The sequence below is a fragment of the Luteibacter yeojuensis genome (assembly GCF_000964085.1).
GTDB classification, from domain to species: domain Bacteria; phylum Pseudomonadota; class Gammaproteobacteria; order Xanthomonadales; family Rhodanobacteraceae; genus Luteibacter; species Luteibacter yeojuensis_A.
Map to the genome: position 1 here is coordinate 46496 of NZ_JZRB01000025.1, position 25440 is coordinate 71935.

Consider the following 25440-nt stretch of genomic DNA (forward strand, 5'->3'; position numbering starts at 1 on the left):
ACCATGCAGCGCCGTACCTTCCTTCGCCACACCACCCTTGCCCTCGCCACGGCCGCCGTGCTGCCACTGGCACGCGTGCGTGCCGCCAGCACCAGTGGCGGGCGAACGTGGTATGTCGATGGCAGCGGCGGCGATGACGGCCACGACGGCGGCAGCGAGGCCCAGGCCTTCCGCAGCCTCGGCCGGCTGAACAAGGAGACGTTCGGCCCGGGCGATCGCATCCTGTTCAAGCGCGGCGGCGACTACCCCGGGGCGTTCCTGCCCAAAGGCTCGGGCAGCGCCGGTGCGCCCATCGTCGTGGATGCCTACGGCCAGGGCGCGCTGCCGCACCTGCACGCCGATGGCAAGGCGCCCTCCACCGTGCGCCTGCAGAATGTCGAATACTGGACGGTGCGCAACCTCGAGATCTCGAACCAGGGCGCGCAGCCCGCGCCACGGCGCACCGGCGTGCATCTGTTCCACCAGGATTACGGCGTGGCCCACGGTATCACGCTGCAAGGCCTGCACGTGCGTGACGTCAATGGCGTGCCGGTGAAGAAAGATGGCGGTGGCAGCGGCATCCTCGTCGAAGCCAAGGGCAAGGACAAGCCCAGCTCGTACGATGGCCTGGCGATCACCGACAACGTCATCGACAACACCCAGCGTGACGGCATCCTTTTCCTCGGGGCCGGCAGCCGCAAGGGCGCGCTTGGCAAGGGCGTGGTCGTGCGGGGCAACCGCATCACCAGCGTGCCGGGCGATTGCATCCTGGTGAAGGGCTGCGACGGTGCCATGGTGGAGCACAACACGGTGAGCAAATGCGGCCCCCTGCCACGCGGCGAGGCCGCCGCCGGCATCTGGCCCTTCGACTGCGACAACACCACCATCCAGTACAACGAGGTCAGCGACCACAAGGCTTTTGCCGATGGCCAGGCCTACGACTCCGACTTCAACTGCCGCAACACGGTCATCCAGTACAACTACAGCCACGATAACGTCGGTGGCATGGCGCTGGTCTGCAACGATGGCCGCAACGCCAGCGCCATCGGCAACACCGGCACCATCGTGCGGTTCAACGTCAGCATCAACGATGCCCTGCGCAAGACCGACAGCGCCACGTTCCGTATCTCCGGCCCCGTGGATGGCGCGCAGATCTACAACAACATCGTGATCATCCCGGACAAGCCCATCGCCGGCGCCGAGGTCACGGCCTTCAAGGCCACCAAGTGGCAGGGCGTGCCCAACAGCATCGCCATCCACGACAACATCGTGGTATCGCCGCAGTCGCCGGGCATCGACATGCAGCTGGCCCAGGGTACGAAGCTGGGCGAGAACCGCATGTTCGCCACCGCGGCCAACGCCCCGCGCGCGCAAGGCGTGCAGGCGGCCTCCGCGGCCGACCACGCCACGCTGGACCGGTTCCGCAGCCACCGCCCCACGCTGGCCCAGGTGAATGCCCTGGTGAAGGCCTGCTTCGCCAACGGCAAGCCGGTGCCGAACGCGCTGGAACTGATCGGCAAGCTCACGACGGCCTGATCAGGCCGCGCCATCCCCCAGCGTGCGCCGCCCGGCTTCGCGCCGGGCCGCCAGCGCCTGGATAAGCCGCTTGCCCAGCGCCTGCCCCGGGACTTCCACGAAGCGGTAGGTGATCGTCGCCAGGACGATCGTGCCCGCGAGCGCCACGGCCACTGTGGCGACGAAGTACGCATCCGGCCCCAGGCGCGTGCCGGCATGCACCTTGTCCAGGAGCTTGCGCGCCACCTGCAGCATGAAGAAGTGCGTGAGGTAGCCGCTGAAACTGATCTTGCCCACGTGGCACAACAGCGGGTTCACCAGCCAGCGGTAAGGCTGGCGGTTCAGGCACAGGGCGATGAGGGCGAAGGCGCCGCCGTAAAGGTACACGGCACGGCTATCGGCGGTGGCCTGGGGCACGACGAGGAGGACGAGGCCGGCGCCGGCGAACAGGGCCGCGTTCGCCGCGCGGTTTCCCGCGTGGAAGAACCGCGAGAGCGGCCCCGTGTCGGTGAACAGGATGAAGTAGGCGCAGATACCGTAGAGAAAGATCGGCAGCTGGTTCGGCAGCCACACGAACATGAAGCGTTCCCAGAGGTCCGCGTCAGCGATGGGCGGGTTGGCGACCAACACCGGACCAAGGAACACATCCAGGGCGAGGAACAGCAACAACGCGCCCAGCGCGCGCGGGAAGTCGCGGATGAACAGGAAAACCAGCGGGAACACGATGTAGAACGACATTTCCACGCCGATGGACCAACCACCCGGCACCACGTCGTTCGCGCCGAGCAGCCATGCCGGGCTCCAGCCATTGGTGAAGGTCAGCGTGCCCAGGAGGGTGCCGACCGGCGGCAGGGCGTGCCCCTTCAGCAGCACGGGCGCCAGGCAATAGACGCCGAACGCGACATAGAACATCGGGGCGATGCGGAAGACGCGGCGGATGTAGAAATTCACCCACTCGCCGGATTCACCGAGCCGCTTGCCCGCTGACAGGAACAGCGTGAGCGCACTGACCACGAAGAAAAGCTGCACGCCACGCGCGCCCTGGTCGGCGTAGCGGCTGAGCCAGGGCGACATGCGGGCTGGGTGGCCCATGGCCTGGTAGATCTCGACGTTGCGCTGCGCGTGGCTCACCAGTACCGCGATGATCGCGAGCCCGCGCAACGCGTCGATGAAGTCCAATTGCAGCTTCGGCCGTGCCTGCATCAGTACCGTGGTTCCAGGTGCCATTTCCAGGCACTGGACAGGATATCCTCCATGCGGGCCATCTCAGGGCGCCAACCCAGGGCATCGCGGGCCTGCTGGCTCGAGGCCACGAGCACGGCGGGGTCGCCGGCGCGCCGTTCGGCGAATTCGTGTGGCACCTCGCGGCCCGTCACTTTCTCCGCGGCCGCGATCACTTCGCGCACCGTGAACCCTTCGCCGTTGCCCAGGTTGAACGTGAACGCGCCCTCGTTCTTCGCCATGTAGTCGATGGCGAGAAGATGCGCCGACGCGAGGTCGTTGACATGCACGTAATCGCGCACGCAGGTGCCGTCGCGCGTGTCGTAATCGGTGCCGAACACCTTCAGGCCCTTCCCTTGCCCCAGCACGGCCTTGAGCACGTTGGGGATGAGGTGGGTCTCGGGGTCGTGGGCCTCGCCAATGGTGCCGCAGCACGAGGCGCCCGCAGCGTTGAAATAACGCAGGGCCACGGACCGCAAGCCGTAGGCCTTCGAGGCATCCGCCAGCACGCGCTCCACCATGAGCTTGCTATGCCCGTAGGGATTGATGGGTGCGGTGGGATGGCTCTCGTCGATGGTGTCGGAGACAGGGTGGCCAAACACCGCCGCCGTGGACGAGAAGACCAGCCGGTCGACGCCCGCGTGGCGCATGGCACCCAGGAGCGTGAGCGTGTTGCCCACGTTGTTTTCGTAGTAGATGTACGGGTCGACCACGGATTCGCCTACCAGCGAACGCGCGCAGAAATGCATGACCGCATCGAAGCGGTGCTCGCCGAACACGCGGGCAAGCCGGGCGGCGTCACCGATATCGCCGTGGACAAAGGTGGCGCCCGCGGGCACCGATGCGCGGTGCCCGGTCGACAGGTTGTCGTACACCACTACCTCGTGCTGCTTCTCGAGCACATGGCGCACCATGTGCGAGCCGACATAGCCGGCACCGCCACAGATCAATAGCTTCACCGCGTCTCCTCGGCGATGGGCTCCGGCGGCTGCGCCACGCTGGCAGTGATGCCGGTGCGCGCGGAGGTCTGCTTCTCGCTGTGCACGAAGCCCTTGAACAGGGTTAGGAAGATGATCCACAGGTCGAAACCGAGCGACCAGTGGTTGATGTAGTACAGATCGTGCTCGATGCGCTTGGTGAGGTCGGTATCGCCACGCCAGCCGTTGACCTGGGCCCAGCCCGTGATGCCGGCCTTCACGAGGTGCTTGTGCATGTAGCCATCGATCTCGCCCTTGAACTGCTCCACGAACATGGGGCGTTCCGGGCGCGGGCCAACGATGGACATGTCACCACGCAGCACGTTGAGGAACTGCGGCAGCTCGTCGAGGCTCGTGCCGCGGATGAACTTGCCAAACTTCGTGGTGGTCTTGTTCTGCGCACCACCCCACTTCACCTGGCCGCTCTTCTCCATGTCCACGGGCATGGAGCGGAACTTCAGCATCTCGAAGTCCTTGCCATCCAGGCCGATGCGGCGCTGGCGATAGAGCACCGGGCCCGGGCTGGACAGCTTCACGCCGATGGCCAGCGCAATCATGATCGGCGAGATCATGATCAGGATGAGGCTGGCGATGACACGGTCCTCGATGTTCTTCACCAACCACTTCTGGCCCTCGAGCGGGCTGGAGCGCAGGGTCACGATGGGTACGCCGGCGCAGTCTTCCATCTGGTGGTTGATCAGCTGCTGGCCGAGCAGGTCGGGCACGAACTTGACCGTGACCACGTGCTGGTCCATGCGGTTCATGACGTAGGTGATGGCGCGGTTGGCGCTCACCGGCAAGGCGATCAGCACCTCGTCCCATTCGCCGCGCTCGAGGATCTCTTCGAGTTCGAGCAGCGAACCGACGGCAGGCACGCCATCGGGAACCGACGTGTCGTAGCTCGTCTTGACGTAGGCGGTGATATCCATGCCCAGCGCGGGGTTCGCGCGCACCTGTTCGAGCATGTGCATGCCCGATTCCGTCGCACCGACGAGGAGGCAACGACCGATACCTTCCCCACGTTGGTGCAGGCGACGCAACGCAACAAGCGCGATGAGCCGCACCAACGCGAAACAGGCAAGGCCGAGCGCGTAAGTCAGCGTTACCCAACCGCGCGAATACGTATCGCCGATCTTAAGAAAATATCCTAGGACCATGAGAGCCGCGAAGGCGCCGGTCCACGATGCTGCAATGCGGAAGAAATGACTTACAGGACGTTCGCCAAGTGGTTGCTCATAAACCCGAAATGCCGTTGAGATAACCAGCGTCAACAGGATAAGCATCACCATGGCCGCCGCGTAGGTGCGGTCCATGGCCTCGCCCTGGAACCGGGCAAGGTAGGCGACGTGCGCCGCGGCGACGACGCTCATCAGGTCGCCGGCATGAAGCTCAAGATCAACTAAGGCATTGATTTTTTTCAGTTGCATGACAAGTACCTTCTGCCGATCGACACCAACGGCCAAGCCGTCATGCCAAGGTACGTGCCCCCTGTAGGGCCTGCGGGCTTGCTTCCTGAAGCCCGTATCGACCCAACACGCAGTTATCCGGATCCGTTTAGCTCCGGATCCAGCAAAGTCACCAATTGCATACCACGGTGGATTTGTGAGGATGCTGCATCGCCACGAAATTGACAGCAATCGGGCAATGGTTAAACCCTGACACACGTCACAGAAACAATTCCTGAATCCTGTTGTTCAGCGGAACGACTTGCTTCCACCATTGGCATGGTAGTGAGCTACATCCCATCGCATCAGCGCCCATGTGGCGTGCGTAGTTCTACCTACGAAACAGGTGTGAAACCCGCTGGTGTGATCGCCCCCGCACTTCAATCATGAACGTGTTCATGAACGTGTTCATGCTCGGATGCGTGCGGCGTGTTTTCATGTATCACGCGTGTCATTCGGCCGCGCTATGTTTTCCCACCATCGCAGGAGCCCAGACCATGAAACGTCTGCTAATCGCATGCGCCCTCGTTGCCGTCGCCGCCCCGCTGTGGGCCCAGACCACGCAGCCCGCGGCATCCCAGCCCTCGTCGCCGCAGGCCGCCAACGGCAACACCGCCAACCCGCAGGCACCGCGCGTGGCCACGCCGGGCCAGGCCCGTGCGGCCTCGCAGGGCGCCGTTGCGCCCGCTCGCGTTGGCGCTGGCACGGCCGCCATGGCCGCCGCCACCGGTGCCACGGCGAATTCCGCCACGGGTACGGGTAATGACGGCACCGGCGGCACGGGTGGTACGGGTGGTACCGGCGGCACTGGTGGTACGGGTGGTACCACGGGCACCCACTAAGGCTGTCCTAGGAAAATGGACGTCCAAACGTCCATGGTGTTCCCGATTTGTTAATGCACCGTCGGTATAAGTAGGCGGATGTCCGCTTCGGGCCGTCGTTCTACTCAAGGAATCCGCGCACGATGAAGTTCCTGCCGACCCTCGGCCTGGCCGGATGCTGCGTGCTGTTGCACGCATGCGTCCTGGCCCCAGGCCAGCACATGAAAACCGGCGAGCTGAACGATAAAGAGAGCGCCACCGGCGCGCGCTACCAACTCGTTCCCATCACCCCCAAGCTCCTTGCCATGGACAAGGCTTCGGCCGTCCCGGCGGGGCTCGACCCGGCGCTCACGGCCTACAAGCCCGCCGATTACCACATCGGCCCGGGTGATTCGCTCTACATCACGGTATGGGAGCACCCCGAGCTCACGTCCCCGGCGGGCTCGCAGCAGCAGACAGCCGCCAATGGCCGCCTCGTCCGCTCCGACGGCACCCTCTTCTACCCGTACGTGGGCCAGGTGAAGGCCGCGGGCATGACGATCGAGCAGCTGCGCACCGAGATCTCCAACCGGCTTACCAAGTACATCGCCAAGCCGCAGGTCGATATCAGCATCGTGAACTTCGCCAGCCAGCGCGTGACGCTGGGCGGCGCCTTCACCAGCACCGCGCCGCAAAACATCACCGTCACGCCGCTGACGCTGGCCCAGGCGGTGGGCACCGCCGGTGTCAACGCCACCGTCGCCGACCTCTCCAACGTGGTGCTTCGCCGCGATAACCAGGAATACCACCTGGACCTCGATACCCTCTCGCACACGCTGCAGGGTGGCCAGGACATCTACCTGAAGGGCGGCGACAACATCTACCTGCCCTACAACGATAACCACGAGGTGTACGTGCTGGGCGAAGTGGTGCGCCCCGAGGCCATCTCGTTCAAGACCCGCAACCTCAGTCTCACCCAGGCGCTGGGGCGCACGGGCGGCCTCAACCAGACCAGTGCGCGCGGCAAATCCGTCTACGTCATCCGTGGCGTCGAGGATATGGAAAAAGCCCCCGCCACCATCTACCAGCTCGACAACACGTCGCCCTCCGCCTACGCGGTGGCTGCCCAGTTCCCCGTGGAGCCCGGCGACGTCATTTACGTGGGCCCTGCAGGCATCACCCGCTGGAACCGCTTCATCAGCCAGCTGCTCCCGCTTTCGGGCCTCATCAGCAACGCGGCGAACGCCCAGTACAACCTGGATCGCGATCGCCAGCTGTAATGGCGGCAGCTGGAGACATTTTCCCGGCTATACAGGCGACATGAATGAAGGTCACTATCTTCGGCACCGGCTACGTGGGTTTGGTCACCGGTGCCTGTCTTGCGGAAATGGGCAACCACGTCGTGTGCGTGGATATCGACGAAGCCAAGGTGGAAGGCCTGAAGAAGGGGGTGATCCCCATCTACGAGCCCGGGCTGGAGCCCATCGTCAAGCGTAACCACGCCGCTGGCCAACTCGATTTCACCACCGACCCGGCCTCGGCCATCGCGCATGGCGAGCTCATCTTCATCGCCGTGGGCACGCCGCCCGACGAGGACGGCAGCGCCGATCTCAAATACGTCCTCGCCGTGGCCCGCACCATCGGCCAGCACCTCGACCGCTACGCGGTGGTGGTGAACAAGAGCACCGTCCCCGTCGGCACCGCCGACAAGGTGCGCGATGCCATCACCGAGGTGCTCAAGGGCCGCGACGCCGGCATCGAGTTCGACGTGGTCTCCAACCCCGAGTTCCTGAAGGAAGGCGACGCCGTCGAGGATTGCCTGCGCCCCGACCGCATCGTGGTGGGCTCGTCCAGCGAGCGCGCCGTGGGCCGCCTGCGCAAGCTCTACGCCCCGTTCAACCGCAACCACGACCGCATGGTGGTGATGGACGAGCGTTCGGCCGAGCTCACGAAATACGCGGCCAACGCCATGCTGGCGACCAAGATCAGCTTCATGAACGAGATCGCCAACATCGCCGAGCGCGTTGGCGCCGATGTGGAGCTGGTCCGCCAGGGCATCGGTTCCGATCCGCGCATCGGCTACCACTTCATCTACCCCGGTGCCGGCTACGGCGGCTCCTGCTTCCCGAAGGATGTGCAGGCGCTCGAGCGCATTGCCCGCGCGCACGACTACGATGCCCGGCTGTTGGCCATGGTCGAGGCGGTGAACCACACCCAGAAGACCCGCCTCTTCGCGCAGATCCAGCGGCATTTCAACGGCAACATCGCAGGCAAGACCATCGCCCTGTGGGGCCTGGCGTTCAAGCCCAACACCGATGACATGCGCGAAGCGCCGAGCCGCCGCCTCATCGAGGCGCTGTGGGATGCCGGTGCGAAGGTGCGTGCGTACGACCCCGAGGCCCGCGAGGAAACCCAGCGGATCTACGGCGAGCGCGCCGACCTCGTGCTCTGCGAGAAGCCCTACGAGGCCCTCGACGGGGCCGATGTGCTGGCGCTGGTCACCGAGTGGAAGGCCTTCCGCAGCCCGGATTTCGGGCGCATCAAGGCGGCCCTGAAGGAGCCGGCCATCTTCGACGGCCGCAACCTTTACGATCCGCAGGTGGTGGAAGACGCCGGGCTGGCCTATTACGGCATTGGCCGCGGGCGTTCGTTGCAGCGTTAACGGGACGCCATCGCCCGCAAGCGGGCTCCCACGAAAGCCGGGTCAACCGGCCGCGTGGGAGCCCGCTTGCATATGCGGGGCAGTTTTCCCTGAGGGACAGTTTTCTGCTGGGGGAAGTTTTCTGTTGGGGGGCAGTTTTCTGTTGGGGGGGCAGTCTTATGTGGGAGCCCGCTTGCGGGCGATGCCTCCCACCTACTGCGAAATCTTGCCCAGGTTCTTGTCGAACAAATCCGCATCAAGATCATTGGTGAGCGTGTACAAGGTGTACCGCTTGTTGAGTCGCGCACCACCATCGCGCACCAGCGGCTGCCACATCAGCGTGGCGCGGTTGCGCGACGAGCTCGGCAGCAGCGCATCGAACGGGATAGACACATAGATGCCCTTGTCGAAGCTGCCTTCGCCATAGCCTGAGCTACCCGATTTGTTGGTGACCGTGGCGTAGGCGCCCATGCGGGTGCCGTTGGCGAACTGGCGCGACACATCGATGGTGGTGCCCCAGTCGCCTGCGAGATAGCGGCCCACGCTCACGGCGAGCGTCACGTCGTGGAAGCCGGTATCGAGGTAACCCGTGGCCTGGCCTGTCACCACGTGGTAGCGGCGCAGCGAGAAATCCTGGTCGAAACCGCGTGACTTCACCCAGTTGATGTCGCCGCCCACCGCCCAGTGCTCGCCGAAGGGCCGATACAGCACCTCGCCGCCCACGCCCGCATACATGCTTTCCAGCGCACCGGCATAGGCCATGCCGTAAAGATCCTCACCGAGCTTGCGCGTCCCCGTGAGCTGGAAGTTCGGCATGGTGATGTCCGAGCTGGTGAGGTACTGGCGCACGTTGGTGCGCACGCGCGGCAGGTTGCTGGGCGCGTCGTAGCGGAACTTGTCGTAGTTGTTGGCGATGTTGACGGCCAGCACGCCATCGAGCCACAGGTGGCGGTTGAAATTGAACGTGCCGTAGGCCGCGCCGTAAACCTGGTAGAGCACGAAGGCATCCGGGCCGCCAACGTTCTGCTGGTAACCGATGGACGTGCCGCCGGTGAAGCGCTTCAGTGGCGCCGCATAGAGCAGCTCATCATCGCGCGCCGTGACGGGATCCTGTTCGACACTGCGACGGAACGTCGGGAGGTCGATCTGGTGGTCGAGCAGCTCGATGAAACGCGGGCGGTGCACGCTGGTATCCACCGTGGCAAGGCCATTGCGCTCGCTCTCCACGGTGACCCAATCGATGCTGCCATCGACGCGGTTATCCACGATGCGCGTGGCGCGGCCGGCGGCCTCCGCGGTGTAGAAGAAGCGCTCCTGCTCGCCGGTGATCACCAGTTCCGCGCCGCGGCGGCGGATGCTGCTGACGTTGATGCCCGCGTTGGCGTGCAGTGTCTTGGCCATCGCGGCCCAATCGACGTTGGCTGGCGCCTTGCGATCGGCCTGCGGCCCGTCGGCCACTGCCGCGTCGGGCGGCGTGGGCACGGCCAGGCCTGCCCCCATGGCCTGCCCCGTGGCCTGCGTGGGGCCCGTCGGCACCTCGCTGGCCGGGGTGCTGGTGAACGACACGGGCTCCGGGGGCGGGTCGAACGACTTCTGCGGCCCCACGTGCCTGGCGAGGTTGGAATGCAGGTTCAGCGCCACCGTGCCGATGTTGCCTCGCTCGTAGCCCAGCGTGAGGTCGACATTGCCATTGAGGCGGAACACCGCGCCCAGGTTGACCGGCCAGCGCTGCGGCTGGTTGTTGTTCTGCGGCTGGTGCTTGTAGTCATTGCCATCGAGCTCGGCCTTGAGCACCAGCCAATCCCACGGCGAGTGGTACTCCACGCCACCGAAGAAGCCGGGGCGGCCACGCAGGAACTTGTTGATGCTGAGCGCGCCGGTGGCACCGGTACCGCTGGCCGGGCGCGTGCGGAACCGGTCGCTGATGATGTTCAGCGGGTTGCCGATGTCGCCGCGGTTGCCCATGTAGCCCCACGCCAGGCCCAGGCTGAAGTCGAACGCGCCGGCGCGCTTGCTCGCCACGAGGTATTCGCTGGAGAACAAGCCCGTGCCACCCACGTCGCGGACGCCGAAGGCCACCGACGGCAACCAGCGGGATTCCTCGCACACGCGTGCCTTCACGTCGATGGATTTGTCCTTGTATGTCTGGCTGCCACTGAGGTTGCGCGGGCCGTACAGGCGGTTGCTGACGTTGGTGTAGCGGAAGCTGCCTTCCAGCCACGGCAGCGGCTGCATCGAGACGTTGTAGTTCGTGTACGGCGTGGTGCGGCTGAGCACGAAACTGAACTCGCCCTCCTCCGCCATGCGCGCCGTGGGCGTCTGCATCAGGCCCACGCCGCCGAAATCACTCTGCGTATATGTCTCCTGCGCCTGCACGGTGGCGACGCCACCCACCCAGAACACAAGGCCGGCGCAGCAGCCGCGCCACGCCACCTGGCGCATGTCCAGGCGCGGCGCGCGAAGCAGGCGCCTCACGGGGCACCCCGTTCATCGAGCAGCTGCGTGGAGATAAACGCGGCGGCATCGTCGTTGAAATGGCCATCGGTGGAGGCGGCGATGCGCTTGCGGTCGAACGGCACGTAGATCCAGGCACCGGGCGCCACCACGCGTGGCTTGTCGCGATTCCAGGCGGCGATGTTCTGCGGGAACACGCTGCCATCGGGCTGGATCACGAAGATCATGTCAGGGTCCGCGGCCGCCGAAGGCGGGCACGACGCCAGGTAACGGCGCGCATCCTGCATGCCCACCTGCGGCACGCGGCATGGCTTTTCCACCGCGCCCACGATGCGCACCTGCGAAGGGCGCCGCGGATAGAACAAGGCATCGCCATCCTGCAGCGGCCAGTTATCCGGCGGCGAGACCTCGAGCTGGTCGGGGTCGAGCGCCACGCTGGTGCGCCGGCCGGTGACCGGCAGCGATGACATCCACGACTGGAACGCAGCGGCCGCTAAGCCCAGTGCCTCGTCGCCCTTGCTGATGGCATCCATGCGGACCACACCCAGCTCGAAGACCACGCCGGCCTTCAGCCGCAGCTGCGCCTCCTTCAGCGACGGCCGCAGCCAGGCGGCACCGGCGAGGTAGGCATCGGGCTCCACGCGTGCGGCGAGGGCCAGTGCCGAGAGGCGGGAGCCGGCCGGGTACGTGGCGGGCCCGCCCTGGCGCACCGCCCCTGCAGCGCTGGCGGTGAGCGGCGCGTCGGTGGCAGGCGCCATGCCCGCCACGGCCACGAGGCCCAGGGCGACAAGGGTAATGGCCCGCGCCCTCACGAAGCGTTCCCCGTGTACGGGCGTAGCTGGATCAGCTCCAGCGGGAACCCGGGCGCCGCGTACTGGCGGCTCTTCCAGATGAAACCATCGGCGGGATCGACCCAGTAGCGGTTGGTGAAGCTGCCCGCCGGCCCGGAAAGATGTTCGTCGTAGCGCCTGAGGTGATGGATCGTGCCGAGGATATCGACGTCGTCCATGGCGCCGGGCGTCAGCGTGGCCTGCATGGCGATGCCACCCCGGAAGCCGGGGGAGAAATCCATGGTGCGCGTGTAGGTGGCCGGCCCGGCGAGGTGCTGCAACCCTTGTTCGAAGGGGTCGGCGCCACTGAACAGCGTGGCCTCGAGGTTCTCGGGGAAGCCCACCGTCTTGATGAGCAGGCCATGGCGCGTGAACACGATATCGTCGCCCTGCCCGTACCAGCCCAGGCGGCCATCCTCGACCTTGCCCAGCACCAGGATCGCCTCGCCGTCGGGCCCGTTGGCCTGCAGCTGGTAGTACGGCGAGGCCGCGACGGATTCGGCGGTCGGGTGCACGGTTTCGCCGTGGAACGCGAGGCGGACCGCCTGCATGCTGCCGCTGGAAACCGGCGAGCAACCGACCAGCGCCAAGAGCGCCAGGGCGAGGCCAACGAGGGCAAGGGGGTGTAGCGCGGCTTGCGCGCGTTTTCGGGCATCAGGCCAAGACAAAATCAGCGTTAGGTCCGGCAAATGGAAAATGGAGGGGCCTGTAAAGCAAATGAAACACAGGCCCAAGCGTGGACTGCACTGAATCATCGCGCTCGGCACGTCCGGGAAACAGTACATGACCTATCCGGACTGAAAACTGACTGGAACGCCATCTCGTCGCTGGAGATACCCGAAATACCTGTTTAGTCTGTCAGGCAGGCACCCTCCCCTATTCCCCGGCCCCCATGACCCTTCTTCCCGCCTCGTGATGTGGCACTACATCACGTGCTTCGGCGACAGCGCCCTGCTGTTGCCCCTTATCACTTGGACGGCCATCGTCCTTGCCCTCGCCGCCCCGCGGCGGGATGCCGTCCGGTGGCTCGTCGCCGCGGTGGCATGCGGCGGCACGGTGGCGTTCTCCAAGCTGGTGTTCATGGCGTGGGGCATCGGGCCACCGGGGCTCGACTACACGGGCATCAGCGGGCACACGGCGCTCTCGCTATTCGCATGGCCCAGCCTCGCGGCCATCCTGTTCCGCGACGCGCGGTGGCCTGGCGCATGGTTGCCTGTCGCACTCGGCTTCGTCCTCGGCCTGGCCGTGGGTGTGTCCCGCCTGGCGCTTGAAGTGCACAGCGTCTCCGAAGTGCTCATGGGCGCGGTGCTGGGTACGGCGGTGGCCACCTGGTTCATCCGCGGCCTGGGCCCGTCGCACGATGGGCGCGCGTGGCGCACGTGGTCGCTTGCCGGTGGTGTCGTGCTCCTGGGCGTCGCCTTCTATGGGCGGGTATTTCCGTCCCAGCACCTGCTGCAGGACATCGCGATGTGGCTGAGTGGCCACACGCGCGTTTTTACCCGCAGGCTACACGGCCTGGGCTGACGCCGAGGACGAGTCGCGGAGAAACCCGAGCAGCTCGTTGGCTTCTTCTTCCGACACCACGTCGGCCTCGACGAGGAACCCGACCGATTTGTCGCTGGCGACATCATGCAGGCGCGTGGGGCCCGGCGCGTGCAGTTCCCCATCCACCCTGCCGCCGAGCGTCAGCTCGCCGGATTCGACCGAGCCCACGGTGAACCCAACACGGCGCTCGATGAGCGCCACGCGCAGTTCCGGGTGGTACCAGATGACCTTGCCCACGATGTACTCCAGACCTTCCAAGCAGTGGTGGCTTGAGGACTGTTTCGGCCGCTGGCGGCGGAGATTTACCAAGGCACCGTCACGAACGTGAAACCCGCCAGATATGGTGATTTATCGGCGAAAGCGAGCGTTTTAATGGCCGAAAACGCGCCAACTGGCGCACATCGGGCGTTGCCGGGACGGTGGATCGGGTAGCCCCGGCGTGCAATGCGGCGCCATGCGAGGTACCGTGGGCGGCGCATGACCAACGATGTATCCACCACCGCACCCTCTGTCCTGCTCATCGGCATCGATGCCAACGTGGCCGGCGCGCTGGCCATGGTGCTCCAGCGCACCGGCGCCCATGTGGCGCATGCGCGAACCGCGGGCAATGCGCGCCTGATCCTCGCCGCCGCGCCGTCGATCCGCGCGGTGGTGTGCCGCTGCGGCGAGCCCGTGGACGATGACCTGACCCTGCCCGCATGGCTCGGCGCGCATCACCCAGCCGTCGGCATCGTGGCGTTGTGCAACACGCCTGGCCATGCGCACGCCGATATCCCCGAATGGTGCCAGGTGCTGCAGTCACCGTACGACACCAGCGACATCGAGCGCGCGCTGGCCGATGCGCGGCTCGATGCCTTTGCCAACGCCGCGGACTAGGCTCCAGCGTTAGTGCTTCTGCCTGTAGATGTGCCGGCTATCGCGGTTTTCCGAACGGTTGAGGCGATTCTGCTCACCCTTGGTCAGGTGGCCACCATGCTTCGCCTCGTCGACGCTTTCGCGGCGGGCGATATTGGCGTCGTGCGTCTCGTCACGCGCCGCCTGCTTCTGCGTCATGGTGCCGTTCGCCAGCCCCTTGTCGATACGCTCCTGCTGGTTATCGAGGCGATTGTTCACTTCGTTGACGCGGGGATGGCCGGGCACGTCCGTCTGCGGCGCGGCCTGCGCCATGACGTGACCCGACGCCAGCGCCGCGCCCATCACGAGGCCCAGCAGTACAACCTTCGACTTTGCATTCATGGATTGGAATCCTCTGGTTAGCGAGCGTGCGCCAGGCCGGAGCCTGCGCACGGTCGGGTAACGAGCCGAGGATTCGCCGAGTTGACGCGTAACTCCTGCGACTGGCTGTTCGTTCAGCTGCCGCGATCGGCCAGCCACACGCGGATCAGCGAGAGCAGCTTGTCGACGTCGAGCGGCTTCGCCACGTAGTCGCTGGCACCTGCCGCCAGTGCCTGTTGCTGGTCGTCGGGCATGGCCTTCGCGGTGAGCGCGATGATCGGAAGCTTGTCGAAGCGTGGTTCCTGGCGGATCGTGCGCATCGCGGTCAGGCCATCCATCACCGGCATCATGATGTCCATCAGCACCAGTTCGAATGGGGCCTGCCCATTCGCGCCCGACTGGGCCAGCGCGTCGACCGCTTCCTGCCCGTTGCGTGCGATGGTGACGATGCAGCCATGCGGTTCCAGCACGTTCATCAGCGCGAAAACATTGCGCACGTCGTCCTCGACGAGCAACAGGCGGCGGCCTTCGAGCACGGCATCCCGGTGCAGCGCGGCGCGCACCATGCCCTGCTGCGGCTCGGGCAGGTCGCCCACCACCTGGTGCAGGAACAAGGTCACTTCGTCGAGCAGGCGCTCGGGCGACTTGGCGCCCTTGATGATGATGGAACTGGAATAGCGCCGCAGGCGATCCTCCTCCGCCGTGGACAGCACGCGCCCGGTATAAACGATGACCGGCGGGAACGCGTAGGCATCCTCGTTGGCCAGTGTTTCGAGCAGTTCGAATCCCGAGGTATCAGGCAGCGACAGGTCGAGCACCACGCAGTCGAACGTGGTCTCGGCCAGCGCGGCGAGGCATGCCGCGGCGGTGGAGGCGCCGACCGTTTCCACGTCGGCGGTCGCGAGCAGGTGGCGGATCGCATCGCGCTGGACGGCATCGTCTTCCACCACGAGCACGCGGCGCGGGCGTTGCGACAGGCGCGCCTCGAGCGAATCGAGCACGCCGGCCAGGTCCTCGCGGCTCACCGGCTTGACGAGGTAACCGACCGCGCCCAGCGACAGCGCCGTACGCGAGTGGTCCGCGCCCGACACCACATGGATGGGAATGTGCCGCGTGCGGACATCGTGCTTGAGGATATCGAGGACATGCAGCCCCGACTGATCCGGCAGGCCGATGTCCAGGACGATCGCCTGCGGCAGTTGTTCGCGCGCCATGGCAAGCGCTTCGCCGGCGCTGCGGGCGAAGATGGCGCGGAAGCCCATGTCGCTGGCGAGCTTGCCCACGATCTCCGCGAACGCGGCGTCGTCTTCGATCACGAGGATGAGACGCCCCGTGGCGCCCATGGGCGCGACCGGCACCACCACGGGCGAGGGCACCACGGCAGGCACGGCCGACGGCACGCGCGGCACGATGGTCGCGGCCGCGGGTGCCGGCGCGACAGCCCGCGCCACCCCCGCCTCGAGCTTCGTGCCCACGGTGAGCGTGAACGTGCTGCCCTGCCCCACGTCGCTGTCGACGGTGATACCGCCGCCCAGCAGGCGGGCCAGTTCCTGCGAGATGGACAGGCCCAGGCCCGTGCCGCCATAGCGCCGGCTGATCGATCCGTCGGCCTGCTGGAACGCATCGAAGATACGCGCCTGCTGGTCGGCGGCGATGCCGATGCCGGTATCGGCCACGGCGAACACCATGTGCCCACCGCGCCCGGCGCGCGCCACGAGGGTGACGCCGCCGGTATCGGTGAACTTGAGCGCGTTGGAAAGCAGGTTCTTCAGCACCTGCTCCAGGCGCTGGCGATCGGTCTCGATCACGGGTGGGCAACCCGCCTCGACCGTCACCGAGAACGAAAGGCCCTTGTCGGTGGCCAGCGGCGAAAGGCGGGCCGACAGGTCGGCGAGCAAGCCTTCGACGGAAACCGGTTCCGGGTGGATATCGACGTGGCCCGCTTCGATCTTCGAAAGGTCGAGGATATCGTTGATAAGGGTGAGCAGGTCGGTGCCCGAGGCGTGGATGGTGCGGGCGAACTTCACCTGTTCCTCGGTAAGCGTACCGGGCGCGTTGTCGGCCAGCAGCTTCGACAGGATGAGCGCCGAGTTGAGCGGCGTGCGCAGCTCGTGCGACATGTTGGCGAGGAACTCGGATTTGTAACGGCTGGCGCGCTCGACTTCGTGCGCCTTCGATTCGATCGCACGGTTCGCCACCGACAGCGCATCGCGCTGCGATTCGAGCTGGCGCGACTGGTCGGCAAGGTGCGCGTTGGTCTGTTCGAGCTCGGCTTGCTGCTCTTCCAGTTCGTGCTGCGACGCGCGCAGCGCCTGGGTCTGTTCCTCGAGTTCCTCGTTCGATACGCGGAGCTCTTCCTGCTGGGTCTGCAAGGCCTCGGACTGGCGCCGTGTCTCGTCGAGGAGGCGGCCCAGCTCGGTGCGGTAGGCGGCGGAACGCAAGGCGATGGCGATGGCTTCGGAGGCCTGCTCGAGCAGCGCGACCACATCGGGGCCCACCGCGCCGAAATAGCCGAGCTCAACCACGCCCTGCACCACGCCATCGGAGATGGCTGGCGCGATGACAAGGTGGCGCGGCTCGGCGTGCCCCAGGCCCGACCCAACGGTCACATAACCCGCGGGCACGTCAGCGACAACGATGGCTCGTTTTTCATCGACGGCACGGCCGATAAGCGAACCGGTGACGGCCGCGTTGCCGGCTGCCGCGTTCGGCGCAAGGCCCACCGCGCCTACGCGGCTGAAGCGCCCGCCCTCGGCGGCGAACAGCACGCCCGCCTCGGCCTGGGTGAAGCCTGCAAGGAACCCGAGGATGGCGGTGGCGATGCCGCCGGCATCCTTGTCGCCCGCCATGGCCGTCGCCAGCTCCAGGCGGCCCTGCTGCAGCCACGCCTCGCGGGCCCTGGCCTGGTTGTTGCGCCGGATGAGCAAGGCGATGAACACGGTGAGGCCCACGCCCAGCAGCGCGCTGCCGGCGCCACTGGCCAGCGCCGTGCGGTATGCCGTTTCCATCTCGGCGAGGCCCTGTGCACGTTCCTCGTATTCCACCGCACGCATGGCGGCCAGCCGCGCGCGGATGTCGTCCATGGCCGCCTTGCCGCGGTCGGAGGCGACCACGGCGAGCGCGGCATCGAAGCCTTTCGTGCGGCGCAGCTCGATCGTCTCGCGCAGCTCGTCGAGCTTGTCGGTGACGCGCGCGCCCAGTTCGTTCAGCCGTGCCTGCTGGCCCGCGTCGCTGCGCAGGGCGGCCCGGATGGCCTCGACCCGCGCCGGGATCACGGCCAGGGCCGTGCGATACGGTTCAAGGTAACCATCGCTGCCGGTCAGCAGGTACCCGCGCTGGCCGGTCTCGGCGTCCTGGATGCTCGACAGGATGTCGCCCAGGCCGGCCACGGTCTCCTGCGAGCGGATGACGAGCGCGTTGTCATCCTGGATCGTGCGGACGTTCGCCCAGGCGAGGATGCCACTGCCAACGAAGAACGCGATGACGACGACGAGGGCGGCGAAGGCACCGGCATCGGTCCCGGCACGGTGGTAGGGACGGCGGGACTTCGTGGTCGACGTCATGGGCGCTTTGGTGGGTTGGGTTAACTCCCCAGCCTAGCATGTGGCCGGGCGTTCAAGGAGCGGGGGGCAGGCCTGCGCCGAAGCCGGTGACATGGAAGCCCTGAGCACGCAGCTTGGCGAGGAATTGCTGCACGTCGTCGCAATTCACCCACAGGTTGGCGCCGCCGGGGTAAACGATGGTGAGGTCGCCCGCGTGCTCGCGTAGCAACGCAGGGTCGCGCTCCCCCTCGAGCCGGGCCCAGCCAACGATGCGCATCTCTTTCCCCTGTCCTGCACGTGGTTAAGCAATTTCGGCCAAGGTGCCGGAGGGTTTGTCAAAGGAACATCAACGCCCGTGATGCAACCTTCACATTTGTGAAGTCGAGCCGTTGGCGTGGGCCCAGGCCTTTTCGATGGCCGGCCCATTGCCCTCCTTCGGCCAGCCAACCACGGTATCCACCACCTTGCCATCCTTGAAGAACAAAAACGTCGGCGTTTCCCAACGGGTGACCTCTGGCCACGCCTTGTCGCTCGCGGCAAGGTCGATGCGTAGCGTGGGGTGGCCCGCATTCCAGGCCACCCACGGCTTCAGGTCGGTGGCCGACCCGGTCGGCTCTATCCACGTCGAATGCCCGCCAAGGATCCCTGCAAGCCGCGGGTCGTGTTCAATCGCCTGCGCTGCGTCACGGCTGAAATGGCAGCCAGGGCTTGCGACGACCACGATGTGCGCACCGCGCGCGAGGTCCACCACATCGGCCCTGACCACGGTCGCGCCATCGACGACGAGCGTCCTGTGCAGCCCCCGGGGCGATAGCTGCCCATCCAGCGTGATGGGGGCGACCTCGGGAGCCTTGCGGGTCACGGCGCGAAACGCCAACAGCCCTTTGAAGTCCCGCGCACGAAAGAGTGCGCCGAACATATCGCGCGCCTGGCCATCGGTCGCCTGCCCTCGCCGCGCAAGCTCGTCGTAAACGCGCCGCATGGTGCCGAGGTGGCTCGCATCAGGGAACATCGCCGTCGTCGAAACGGTTGACCGGTAGAGCGCCGCAAGGTCACGGGATGAAAGGGCTCGCAGCTGTTTTTCGGCGAGCGCCGGTGCAAAGTGGGTGTCGAAAAACGATTGCACGGCAGCCGGCCTGGCCGTGTGTGCGTAGACCGCATCCGTCGTGTTCAACAGCGAGGCATAGGATGCCTCGTAGGCCGTGAGTTGCTGCGTGGCAAACGATTCGGCGGGAGGCACGGCGCGCTCCGTGGCCGCGGCGGATGACGGCGACGGTGGATCGATCATGTCCTGCGCGCCGACCAGGGCAAGCACCTTCCGGCCATCGGCCGGCGGCAGGTCGAACACGCCCTGGGTGCTGAACGTGGTGACACCTTTTTCGCCGAAGCGCAGGCTTTCGACGAAGACCTTCCGGTCGAGCGGCTGCAGCAGGTAGAGCGGCGAGTCCTTGGGCAAGAGGGCCATGTAGGCCTTCAGGTCGGCCTCGCTCTTGATGGGTGCGGCCGCGACATTGGCGGCCTCATCCGCCAAGGCGAAAGATGGCAGACAGGCGAAAGCCATTCCAGCTAACGCGATACGTCCAACAACACGAGGGCAAGCCATGCGCCATCACTCCGTTGACCGGGTTACCAGACGCCCGACGATACCTACGAAAGCTCCCGGTTGGCAAACCGCCGGCAATGCTCGAGGTAGCCGCCCTCGTGCGCCTGCATCAGCGCCACGACGCTGCGCCATAGCCACGATGGCGCGTCCAGCGTGGCTGGCCGGTTTCGCGTCAGTTCGCCCAGCCATGCCTTGCGCTGCGCGCGGTCGAGCTGGCCGGCGTGCGCACGCCCCACGACATTGCCGAGGTAGCGCGCTACGTCCATCGCGTCCTTTTCGTCCAGTCGTTCCAGGTCGATCTTGAGGTCTTGCGGCCGTAATTCGCGCACGAACACGGGGCGATCCTTCACCCGGCCCGTCATCATGCGCTTGCCCAGGTTGGGCGCCAGGTGCACGGCGGCCTGGCGCACGCGCTCGGCGTCGTCGTCGGGCATCGCGTCGTCACTGTGCGGCGCCGCGGCGGTCACGGCCTCTTTCACATCGACGAGGCAGAACTCTTCGCCGCGTTCCTTGCCGTGCACGCGCATCAACAACGCATAGCGCAGGCGGCCCAGCGAACTGCAGCCTTTCACCCAGTACTTCGCGTCGACGAGCTCGAGCTGCGCATCGTCGTCACGGTGCAGCAGCTGCAGCACGAGGTGGCGCATACCCGGCGTGGCGGCGATGGCGGCGAGATCGTCGCGCTCGGCAGCCGTCACCGGCCAATAACGTCGGCCCTCGGGGATATCCGGCTGCACGCCATCGATTCGCTCGCGCGCCAGGTGCTTCCACCGGCGCTTCAGCGCCGCCTTCATCACCAGCTTCATGCTGGCGGGCCGTGCGACGATGCGTGCATCCTTCCTGCCATTGCCCAGCGCGAGCTCGTAGCCCGCCATCAGCTCCTCGACCATGCGCGCGGTGATGACGCCCGGCAGGTCGGAGCCGCGCGCCGCCGTAGCGAGCGACACCGCCAGCCGGATGATGTCGTGCGCCGGGTTGCCGAGCACGGCCTGGTCGAGGTCGCGGATCTGGATATCCACGCCACCCTCCTTGTCCGCCACCGGGCCGATGTTGCTGACGTGGCAGTCGCCGCAGATCCACACCGTGGGCCCCTGCGGGATGGTGAACGTACAGCCGGCCAGCCACTCGTAGAACTGCAAGGTGTTGCCACGCACGAACGCGTGCGCGGAGCGCGCCATCTTCAGGTTGCGGCGTGCGTTAAGCACGGCGGCGCGCCGGGCGGGCGGCGTCGACGTCACGGGCTGGATCTTCGGCATCGTAATTTCTTGCGCTCATGGTGGGCCAAACCATGGAAGCGTGGCGACGCGTGCATGAATGCCGCGCGATGGCGCGTGGCTAACCGAAGCGCGCCCTCACCTCGTCGACGGCACCCTTCGCGAGCAGCAGCCAGATCGCGCGCGCCTGCGCCCTGTCCACGATGCGATCGAGCGGCGGCGCAAGCTCCACTTCGTAATCCTGGTCAGCCCATTGCGAAAACGTCGCCCTGCCCGTCCTCGTGATATCCACCACGTGCATCGGGCCGTCGTCATAGCCATGCCGCAGCGACGCGTCGCCGTGCTCGTCGTCGTCGTCGCGTGGATCGAACAACTCGTCGAGCGCGGCATCGATGTGCTGCGCAGTGGGGCTCCCCACTTCCCTGCCATGGCGACACAAAAGATATGCCCACGGTGTGTCCACGGCGTGCCCTCGATAGCCCGCCCCAAGTAGACCACATGCTGCATTGCAGCGCGTCGCGGGACACAAAACACGCTTAAACGCCCCACTTGACACGATCTAAAAAATGGGCGAATCATCGCGGCACCATATCGGGGCTTGAGCCACCAACATCATTTTGGCCGTCTAAACGGCATGCCAAGGGATAAGCCAAGCCGGGTCTTCACCCACGGTCCGGCAGGGGAGCTGGCGTCGTGGGTAACCCTTCAGGAGCGCCTCTGATCATGAACCTGATGATCAAGCTTGATGCGGTACGCGTTCGCGTCCGTACGTTGTTCATCGTGGCCGGGCTCACCGCCCTCGCGGCCACCTTCCCATCCATGGCGGCACAACCCGACAAGGCGCCGCCGCCAGCCGATGGCCCGACGTCGATGGCCCGCGCCCGCGTCGCCGCCGACGTGCTGATGAGGTCCTACGACCCCGTCAAAGCGTGGTTTCCGTCCAGCTGGTGGAACTCGGCCGTGGCGCTGCAGACCATCGGCGATTACATGGAGCGCACGGGCGACCGCCGCTACCTCGGCCAGCTCGATAACACGTTCGAGAAGGACAAGGGCGTGTTCCCCGCGGGCGTGCTTTCCGGCGACCCGCTGCTCGGCAACTTCACCAGCCGCGCCATCGACGATTCCGAGTGGTGGGGCCTCACCTGGATCCAGGCCTACGACCTGACGCGCAACCCCAAGTACCTCGACATGGCGGTGAAGATCGCGACGTACGTCAACGGCTACTGGGATACCAGCACGTGTGGCGGCGGCGTGTGGTGGGATGGCGAGCGCACGTACAAGAACGCCGTGACGAACGGCTTGTGGATCCGCCTGACGGCCGAGCTGCATAACCGCATCCCCGGCGATTCGCTGTGGCTTGGCCGCTCGAAGACCGCATGGGCGTGGTTCCAGAACAGCGGCATGATCAACGCCGACGGCCTCGTCAACGACGGCCTCACCAACGCGTGCACCAACAACAACGGCACGGTGTGGGCCTATAACCAGGGCCTGGCCATCGGCGGCGGCCTTGAGCTGTTCCGCGCCACGCGCGATCCGAAGATCCTGACCAGCGTCAAGCGGCTCGCCGATGCCGCGATCAGCCCGAAGGGCCTGAACAAGGCCGGCGTGCTCACCGAGGCCTGCGACGCGCTTGACCAGACCTGCGACGACAACGGCAAGCAGTTCAAGGGTATCTTCGCGCGCTATTGGACCGACCTGGTCGATACCACGCACGACAGGACGTACGCGGCCTTCCTGGAAGACCAGGCCGAATCGATCTGGAACCATGACCGCGACGCGGCGAACCGGCTGGGCACGCGCTGGTCGGGCGCCACGAGCGACGATCATCCCAACGTGTTCGACTGGCGCACGCAGGCCAGCGCCCTCAGTGCCCTCGTCGGCGACGTGCCGCGCTTCACGCCGATCGAATCGATGGCGGGCACGCTGTCGCCGGCCCAGCCGGTGGTGATGCCGGCCGCGTCGGGCACCACGACCATCCCGGTGACGCTCAGTGCCTCGGCCACGGGCTTCTTCCCGCTGCTGGCCCTGGCCAATGTCGACGCACCCGCCGGCTGGACGGCGACGCCGCGCAGCTCGCTGGTACGCCTGCTGCCGCGTGGTAACGCCAACCCCGTGGGCACCACGGTGCCGCTGAAGATCATCGTGCCCAGCTCGGCGAAGGACGGCCACCAGTTCGTCACGGTGAACCTGACCGCGGCGGGGCTGCGCTTCACCGCGCAGGCCGACTTCCTCATCGCGCACAAGATCGACTTCGACACCGGCACGGTGGACGAGAACCCGTGGCTGTTCGATCCGGATGGCTCGCAGAGCAACGGCGTGCAGAACCGCTTCGCCGATGGCAATGCGCACTTCACGTACCGCTTCCCCTTCCCGGCGGATACCACCGCGGCGCACGTGACGCTGACGATCGACGCGGAGTTCCTGGTGCAGGCCAGTTCGGATAACCAGACCTGGACGACGGTGCTGCAGGAAGCCAACCCGGTGACGGATGGCTCGAACAAGGCCGACCGTACGATCGACCTGACACCGTTCCTCGGCACGGCCACGAACGGAGCCAAGCCGGTGTACCTGAAGGTCTCGGATGCGTTCCCCAACGATGGCTGGGGCGGGCGCGTCTACCACGTGACGGCGGATATCGCGCAATAACCGCGGTGTGAGCGAACACCTCCGCCCCCGAGGAGGGGGCGGAGGTTTTTTTTCGGCCTTCCTGCGACGCCACCGTCACGGCCGGCAACCTAGGGTCGCCGCATGGAAATCGCCGCCGCCATCATCGGCCTGCTCCGTCAGCGCGCGGCGACGGCATCGATCTGCCCCTCCGATGTCGCACGCCAAGTGGCAGGCGATACGACCGAATGGCGAAGCCTCATGCAGCCTGTGCGGGACGAGGCGGCGAAGCTCGCGTTGAGGGGTGTCATCAACATCACGCAAGGCGAGCGTCAGCTCGACCCCGGTGCCGTCAACGAAGGCGCGGTACGCCTGCGGCGTGGCACGGCGTTCCCTGCCGACTAGCGGGCAACGACCCGGAAGAACACCACGGAGCCCACCTGCCGCTTCGCCGCGTCGAACAGTGGCCGGGCGGTGACGTTCAGCAGGTAGGTGATGCCGTCGGGCCGACGCATCAGCAGCCGCTCGTTCTTCGTGGTCTTCTGGAAAAGGACCGCACGGGCCAGCGGCAGGTCGGACGAAGGATACGGGCGCCCTTCCTCGGTGAACACGCCGTGCAGCACGCTGTAATCCTCGACCCCGGCGCCCATTCGCACGATGCCCATGATCTCGGTGGCCATCTCATCGGCGTACACCATCTCGCCCGTGGCATCAGCGATGACGATACCCTCGCCTTCGGCGCCGGGCCCCGCGAGACGGACCAGCTCCGCCACCTCCTGCGTCAGTTCGCCTGCACCGCTTCCCACCATACGAGATGTGCCCATGTGGCCTGCCCGTGCCCATGAAACCGGGGTGCAGGTTAGCGCCGCGTGACGCGGATGGGCAACGTTCAGATCCGTCACGCGCTACAATGCTGCGTTTGCACATCACCCCGGACCCTCCACGATGGATATGGCACGACACCCCACGGTCGAACTCCTTGCGATCGACATGGATGGCACCCTCCTCGACCCTGGCCACAAAATCACCCCGCGCGTGAAGGACGCCGTGCACGCCGCCATGGCCCTTGGCGTAAAGCTGGTGCTGGCGAGCGGCCGGCCTATCACGGGCCTGCTGCCTTACCTCGACGAACTCGGCATCCATGGCGCTGACGACTACTGCATCGCCTACAACGGTGCAGTCGTGCAGAACATCGGCACGGGTGAAAACGTGGTCGAGTTCACCCTGGACGTATCCGATTACCGCTACTGCGCCGCGGTGGCCCGCGAGTTGGGCGTCCATTTCCATGGCCTCGGCAACAACCGCATGTACACGCCCGACCGCGACATCAGCCCCTTCAGCGTGGCCGATTCGCACATCACCCGCGCGCCGCTGAGCTACCGCACGCTGGATGATATCGAGCCGGGCATCCGCTTCCCGAAGCTCATGATGATCGACGAACAGTCCAGGCTCGACGCCGCCATCAAGCGCCTGCCGCCCGAGATATTCGACCGCTTCAGCGTGCTGAAGAGCTCGCCCACGTTCCTCGATATCTTCGACAAGCGCGCAGGCAAGGGCCCCAGCCTGGCGACGCTTGCCAGCCGCCTGGGCATCCCCCGCGAGAACGTCATGGCCCTGGGCGACCACGAGAACGACATCGCCATGCTCGAGTTCGCGGGCACGGGCGTGGCCATGGGCAACGCCATCCCGGAAGTGAAGGCCGCCGCGCGCTTCGAGACCACCACGAATGCCGAAGGTGGCGTGGCCGATGCGATCGAACGCTTCATCCTCGATCGCAAGAACGTCCATAGCTGATTTTTTTCATCGCTTTCACCTTGGGCCGCGCGCATGCCGTGACATCGCGATGACGTGGGTG

General features: G+C 66.2%; 23 protein-coding genes. 9 read left to right on the forward strand and 14 right to left on the reverse strand.

What is annotated here, in order from left to right:
- Positions 1 to 3 precede the first annotated feature (3 nt).
- Positions 4 to 1515 (forward strand): right-handed parallel beta-helix repeat-containing protein, encoded by a 1512-nt coding sequence (locus VI08_RS12110; RefSeq protein WP_052697858.1) that lies wholly within the window; start codon positions 4 to 6, stop codon positions 1513 to 1515.
- Here VI08_RS12110 and VI08_RS12115 read toward each other — a convergent pair whose 3' ends face one another.
- From VI08_RS12115 to VI08_RS12125, 3 genes are read right to left on the reverse strand one after another with little or no spacing between them, the layout of a single operon-like run.
- Positions 1516 to 2721: an acyltransferase family protein gene (locus tag VI08_RS12115; RefSeq protein ID WP_084621472.1), complete on the reverse strand. Its 1206-nt coding sequence runs from the start codon at positions 2719 to 2721 to the stop codon at positions 1516 to 1518.
- Positions 2697 to 3674, reverse strand: a complete 978-nt coding sequence (gene galE / locus VI08_RS12120; protein ID WP_045829847.1) for a UDP-glucose 4-epimerase GalE — start codon at positions 3672 to 3674, stop codon at positions 2697 to 2699. The genes VI08_RS12115 and galE overlap by 25 nt, the downstream gene beginning before the upstream one ends.
- Entirely contained in the window at positions 3671 to 5119 is a 1449-nt protein-coding gene (locus VI08_RS12125) for an undecaprenyl-phosphate glucose phosphotransferase (protein WP_084621473.1), read from the reverse strand. Before VI08_RS12125 ends, galE begins: the two co-directional genes overlap by 4 nt.
- A gap of 515 nt (positions 5120 to 5634) precedes the next feature.
- On the opposite strand from VI08_RS12125, the gene VI08_RS21795 reads away from it, so the two are divergent.
- The 3 genes from VI08_RS21795 (at position 5635) to VI08_RS12140 (ending at position 8599) form a co-directional block, all read left to right on the forward strand.
- A complete protein-coding gene (locus VI08_RS21795) occupies positions 5635 to 5979 on the forward strand; it encodes a hypothetical protein (protein ID WP_045829848.1) in 345 nt (114 codons plus the stop codon).
- Positions 5980 to 6101: 122 nt separating this feature from the next.
- Positions 6102 to 7217: a polysaccharide biosynthesis/export family protein gene (locus VI08_RS12135; protein WP_045829849.1), complete on the forward strand. Its 1116-nt coding sequence runs from the start codon at positions 6102 to 6104 to the stop codon at positions 7215 to 7217.
- A 44-nt stretch (positions 7218 to 7261) separates the two neighbouring features.
- The gene (locus VI08_RS12140; RefSeq protein WP_045829850.1) at positions 7262 to 8599 is read left to right on the forward strand and encodes a UDP-glucose dehydrogenase family protein; all 1338 of its coding nucleotides are present in this window, start codon (positions 7262 to 7264) and stop codon (positions 8597 to 8599) included.
- A gap of 192 nt (positions 8600 to 8791) precedes the next feature.
- Here VI08_RS12140 and VI08_RS12145 read toward each other — a convergent pair whose 3' ends face one another.
- Genes VI08_RS12145 through VI08_RS12155 form a run of 3 tightly spaced genes read right to left on the reverse strand, consistent with a single transcriptional unit; the run spans position 8792 to position 12413 of the window.
- Positions 8792 to 11053 (reverse strand): YjbH domain-containing protein, encoded by a 2262-nt coding sequence (locus VI08_RS12145; protein WP_052697860.1) that lies wholly within the window; start codon positions 11051 to 11053, stop codon positions 8792 to 8794.
- Complete coding sequence (locus tag VI08_RS12150; protein ID WP_052697861.1) at positions 11050 to 11844, reverse strand: capsule biosynthesis GfcC family protein; 795 nt, start codon at positions 11842 to 11844, stop codon at positions 11050 to 11052. Before VI08_RS12150 ends, VI08_RS12145 begins: the two co-directional genes overlap by 4 nt.
- Positions 11841 to 12413, reverse strand: a complete 573-nt coding sequence (locus VI08_RS12155; RefSeq protein WP_045829941.1) for a YjbF family lipoprotein — start codon at positions 12411 to 12413, stop codon at positions 11841 to 11843. Before VI08_RS12155 ends, VI08_RS12150 begins: the two co-directional genes overlap by 4 nt.
- Positions 12414 to 12777: 364 nt before the next feature.
- On the opposite strand from VI08_RS12155, the gene VI08_RS12160 reads away from it, so the two are divergent.
- Positions 12778 to 13386 (forward strand): phosphatase PAP2 family protein, encoded by a 609-nt coding sequence (locus VI08_RS12160; protein ID WP_052697863.1) that lies wholly within the window; start codon positions 12778 to 12780, stop codon positions 13384 to 13386.
- On the opposite strand, the gene VI08_RS12165 is transcribed toward VI08_RS12160, so the two are convergent.
- Positions 13369 to 13644 (reverse strand): hypothetical protein, encoded by a 276-nt coding sequence (locus VI08_RS12165; protein ID WP_045829851.1) that lies wholly within the window; start codon positions 13642 to 13644, stop codon positions 13369 to 13371. The genes VI08_RS12160 and VI08_RS12165 overlap by 18 nt on opposite strands.
- Before the next feature lie 240 nt (positions 13645 to 13884).
- Between VI08_RS12165 and VI08_RS12170 the strand changes: the two genes are divergently transcribed.
- The gene (locus VI08_RS12170; RefSeq protein WP_045829852.1) at positions 13885 to 14283 is read left to right on the forward strand and encodes a hypothetical protein; all 399 of its coding nucleotides are present in this window, start codon (positions 13885 to 13887) and stop codon (positions 14281 to 14283) included.
- A 9-nt stretch (positions 14284 to 14292) separates the two neighbouring features.
- On the opposite strand, the gene VI08_RS12175 is transcribed toward VI08_RS12170, so the two are convergent.
- The 6 genes from VI08_RS12175 to VI08_RS12200 form a co-directional block, all read right to left on the reverse strand.
- Positions 14293 to 14643, reverse strand: a complete 351-nt coding sequence (locus VI08_RS12175) for a hypothetical protein (protein ID WP_045829853.1) — start codon at positions 14641 to 14643, stop codon at positions 14293 to 14295.
- 113 nt (positions 14644 to 14756) lie between these two features.
- Positions 14757 to 18185: a response regulator gene (locus VI08_RS12180; RefSeq protein WP_045829854.1), complete on the reverse strand. Its 3429-nt coding sequence runs from the start codon at positions 18183 to 18185 to the stop codon at positions 14757 to 14759.
- Positions 18186 to 18237: 52 nt separating this feature from the next.
- Positions 18238 to 18441, reverse strand: coding sequence for a hypothetical protein (locus VI08_RS12185; RefSeq protein ID WP_045829855.1), 204 nt, complete (start codon positions 18439 to 18441; stop codon positions 18238 to 18240).
- Between the two features lie 90 nt (positions 18442 to 18531).
- A complete protein-coding gene (locus tag VI08_RS12190; protein ID WP_157006689.1) occupies positions 18532 to 19725 on the reverse strand; it encodes a thioredoxin family protein in 1194 nt (397 codons plus the stop codon).
- Between the two features lie 86 nt (positions 19726 to 19811).
- On the reverse strand, positions 19812 to 21023 hold the full coding sequence (locus VI08_RS12195) for a DUF2252 family protein (RefSeq protein WP_045829857.1): 1212 nt from the start codon (positions 21021 to 21023) through the stop codon (positions 19812 to 19814).
- A 79-nt stretch (positions 21024 to 21102) separates the two neighbouring features.
- Complete coding sequence (locus tag VI08_RS12200; RefSeq protein ID WP_045829858.1) at positions 21103 to 21399, reverse strand: hypothetical protein; 297 nt, start codon at positions 21397 to 21399, stop codon at positions 21103 to 21105.
- 305 nt (positions 21400 to 21704) lie between these two features.
- Between VI08_RS12200 and VI08_RS12205 the strand changes: the two genes are divergently transcribed.
- Together VI08_RS12205 and VI08_RS12210 are read left to right on the forward strand one after the other, a co-directional pair.
- Positions 21705 to 23627: a glycoside hydrolase family 76 protein gene (locus VI08_RS12205; RefSeq protein ID WP_232309541.1), complete on the forward strand. Its 1923-nt coding sequence runs from the start codon at positions 21705 to 21707 to the stop codon at positions 23625 to 23627.
- Positions 23628 to 23729: 102 nt separating this feature from the next.
- Positions 23730 to 23990 carry a DUF3253 domain-containing protein gene (locus VI08_RS12210; protein WP_045829859.1) on the forward strand — a complete coding sequence of 87 codons (261 nt, stop codon included), beginning with the start codon at positions 23730 to 23732 and terminating at the stop codon, positions 23988 to 23990.
- Here VI08_RS12210 and VI08_RS12215 read toward each other — a convergent pair.
- Positions 23987 to 24409 carry a PAS domain-containing protein gene (locus VI08_RS12215; protein ID WP_157006693.1) on the reverse strand — a complete coding sequence of 141 codons (423 nt, stop codon included), beginning with the start codon at positions 24407 to 24409 and terminating at the stop codon, positions 23987 to 23989. The two genes, VI08_RS12210 and VI08_RS12215, sit on opposite strands and share 4 nt — an antisense overlap.
- Positions 24410 to 24530: 121 nt before the next feature.
- Here VI08_RS12215 and yidA point away from each other — a divergent pair, with 121 nt between their 5' ends.
- Complete coding sequence (yidA, locus tag VI08_RS12220) at positions 24531 to 25379, forward strand: sugar-phosphatase (protein WP_045829861.1); 849 nt, start codon at positions 24531 to 24533, stop codon at positions 25377 to 25379.
- Positions 25380 to 25440: the final 61 nt, after the last annotated feature.

What these genes read in the sequence shown, in the direction of transcription:
- VI08_RS12160 (WP_052697863.1), top strand. Translation starts at nt 12,778, where the DNA reads ATGTGGCACTACATCACGTGCTTCGGCGACAGCGCCCTGCTGTTGCCC.
- VI08_RS12140 (WP_045829850.1), top strand. Translation starts at nt 7,262, where the DNA reads ATGAAGGTCACTATCTTCGGCACCGGCTACGTGGGTTTGGTCACCGGT.
- VI08_RS12135 (WP_045829849.1), top strand. Translation starts at nt 6,102, where the DNA reads ATGAAGTTCCTGCCGACCCTCGGCCTGGCCGGATGCTGCGTGCTGTTG.
- VI08_RS12170 (WP_045829852.1), top strand. Translation starts at nt 13,885, where the DNA reads ATGACCAACGATGTATCCACCACCGCACCCTCTGTCCTGCTCATCGGC.
- VI08_RS12175 (WP_045829853.1), bottom strand. Translation starts at nt 14,643, where the DNA reads ATGAATGCAAAGTCGAAGGTTGTACTGCTGGGCCTCGTGATGGGCGCG.
- VI08_RS12210 (WP_045829859.1), top strand. Translation starts at nt 23,730, where the DNA reads ATGGAAATCGCCGCCGCCATCATCGGCCTGCTCCGTCAGCGCGCGGCG.
- VI08_RS12190 (WP_157006689.1), bottom strand. Translation starts at nt 19,725, where the DNA reads ATGGCTTTCGCCTGTCTGCCATCTTTCGCCTTGGCGGATGAGGCCGCC.
- yidA (WP_045829861.1), top strand. Translation starts at nt 24,531, where the DNA reads ATGGATATGGCACGACACCCCACGGTCGAACTCCTTGCGATCGACATG.
- VI08_RS12185 (WP_045829855.1), bottom strand. Translation starts at nt 18,441, where the DNA reads ATGCGCATCGTTGGCTGGGCCCGGCTCGAGGGGGAGCGCGACCCTGCG.
- VI08_RS12195 (WP_045829857.1), bottom strand. Translation starts at nt 21,023, where the DNA reads ATGCCGAAGATCCAGCCCGTGACGTCGACGCCGCCCGCCCGGCGCGCC.
- VI08_RS12215 (WP_157006693.1), bottom strand. Translation starts at nt 24,409, where the DNA reads ATGGGCACATCTCGTATGGTGGGAAGCGGTGCAGGCGAACTGACGCAG.
- VI08_RS12110 (WP_052697858.1), top strand. Translation starts at nt 4, where the DNA reads ATGCAGCGCCGTACCTTCCTTCGCCACACCACCCTTGCCCTCGCCACG.
- VI08_RS12115 (WP_084621472.1), bottom strand. Translation starts at nt 2,721, where the DNA reads ATGGCACCTGGAACCACGGTACTGATGCAGGCACGGCCGAAGCTGCAA.
- VI08_RS12180 (WP_045829854.1), bottom strand. Translation starts at nt 18,185, where the DNA reads ATGACGTCGACCACGAAGTCCCGCCGTCCCTACCACCGTGCCGGGACC.
- VI08_RS21795 (WP_045829848.1), top strand. Translation starts at nt 5,635, where the DNA reads ATGAAACGTCTGCTAATCGCATGCGCCCTCGTTGCCGTCGCCGCCCCG.
- VI08_RS12205 (WP_232309541.1), top strand. Translation starts at nt 21,705, where the DNA reads ATGAACCTGATGATCAAGCTTGATGCGGTACGCGTTCGCGTCCGTACG.
- VI08_RS12155 (WP_045829941.1), bottom strand. Translation starts at nt 12,413, where the DNA reads ATGCAGGCGGTCCGCCTCGCGTTCCACGGCGAAACCGTGCACCCGACC.
- VI08_RS12125 (WP_084621473.1), bottom strand. Translation starts at nt 5,119, where the DNA reads ATGCAACTGAAAAAAATCAATGCCTTAGTTGATCTTGAGCTTCATGCC.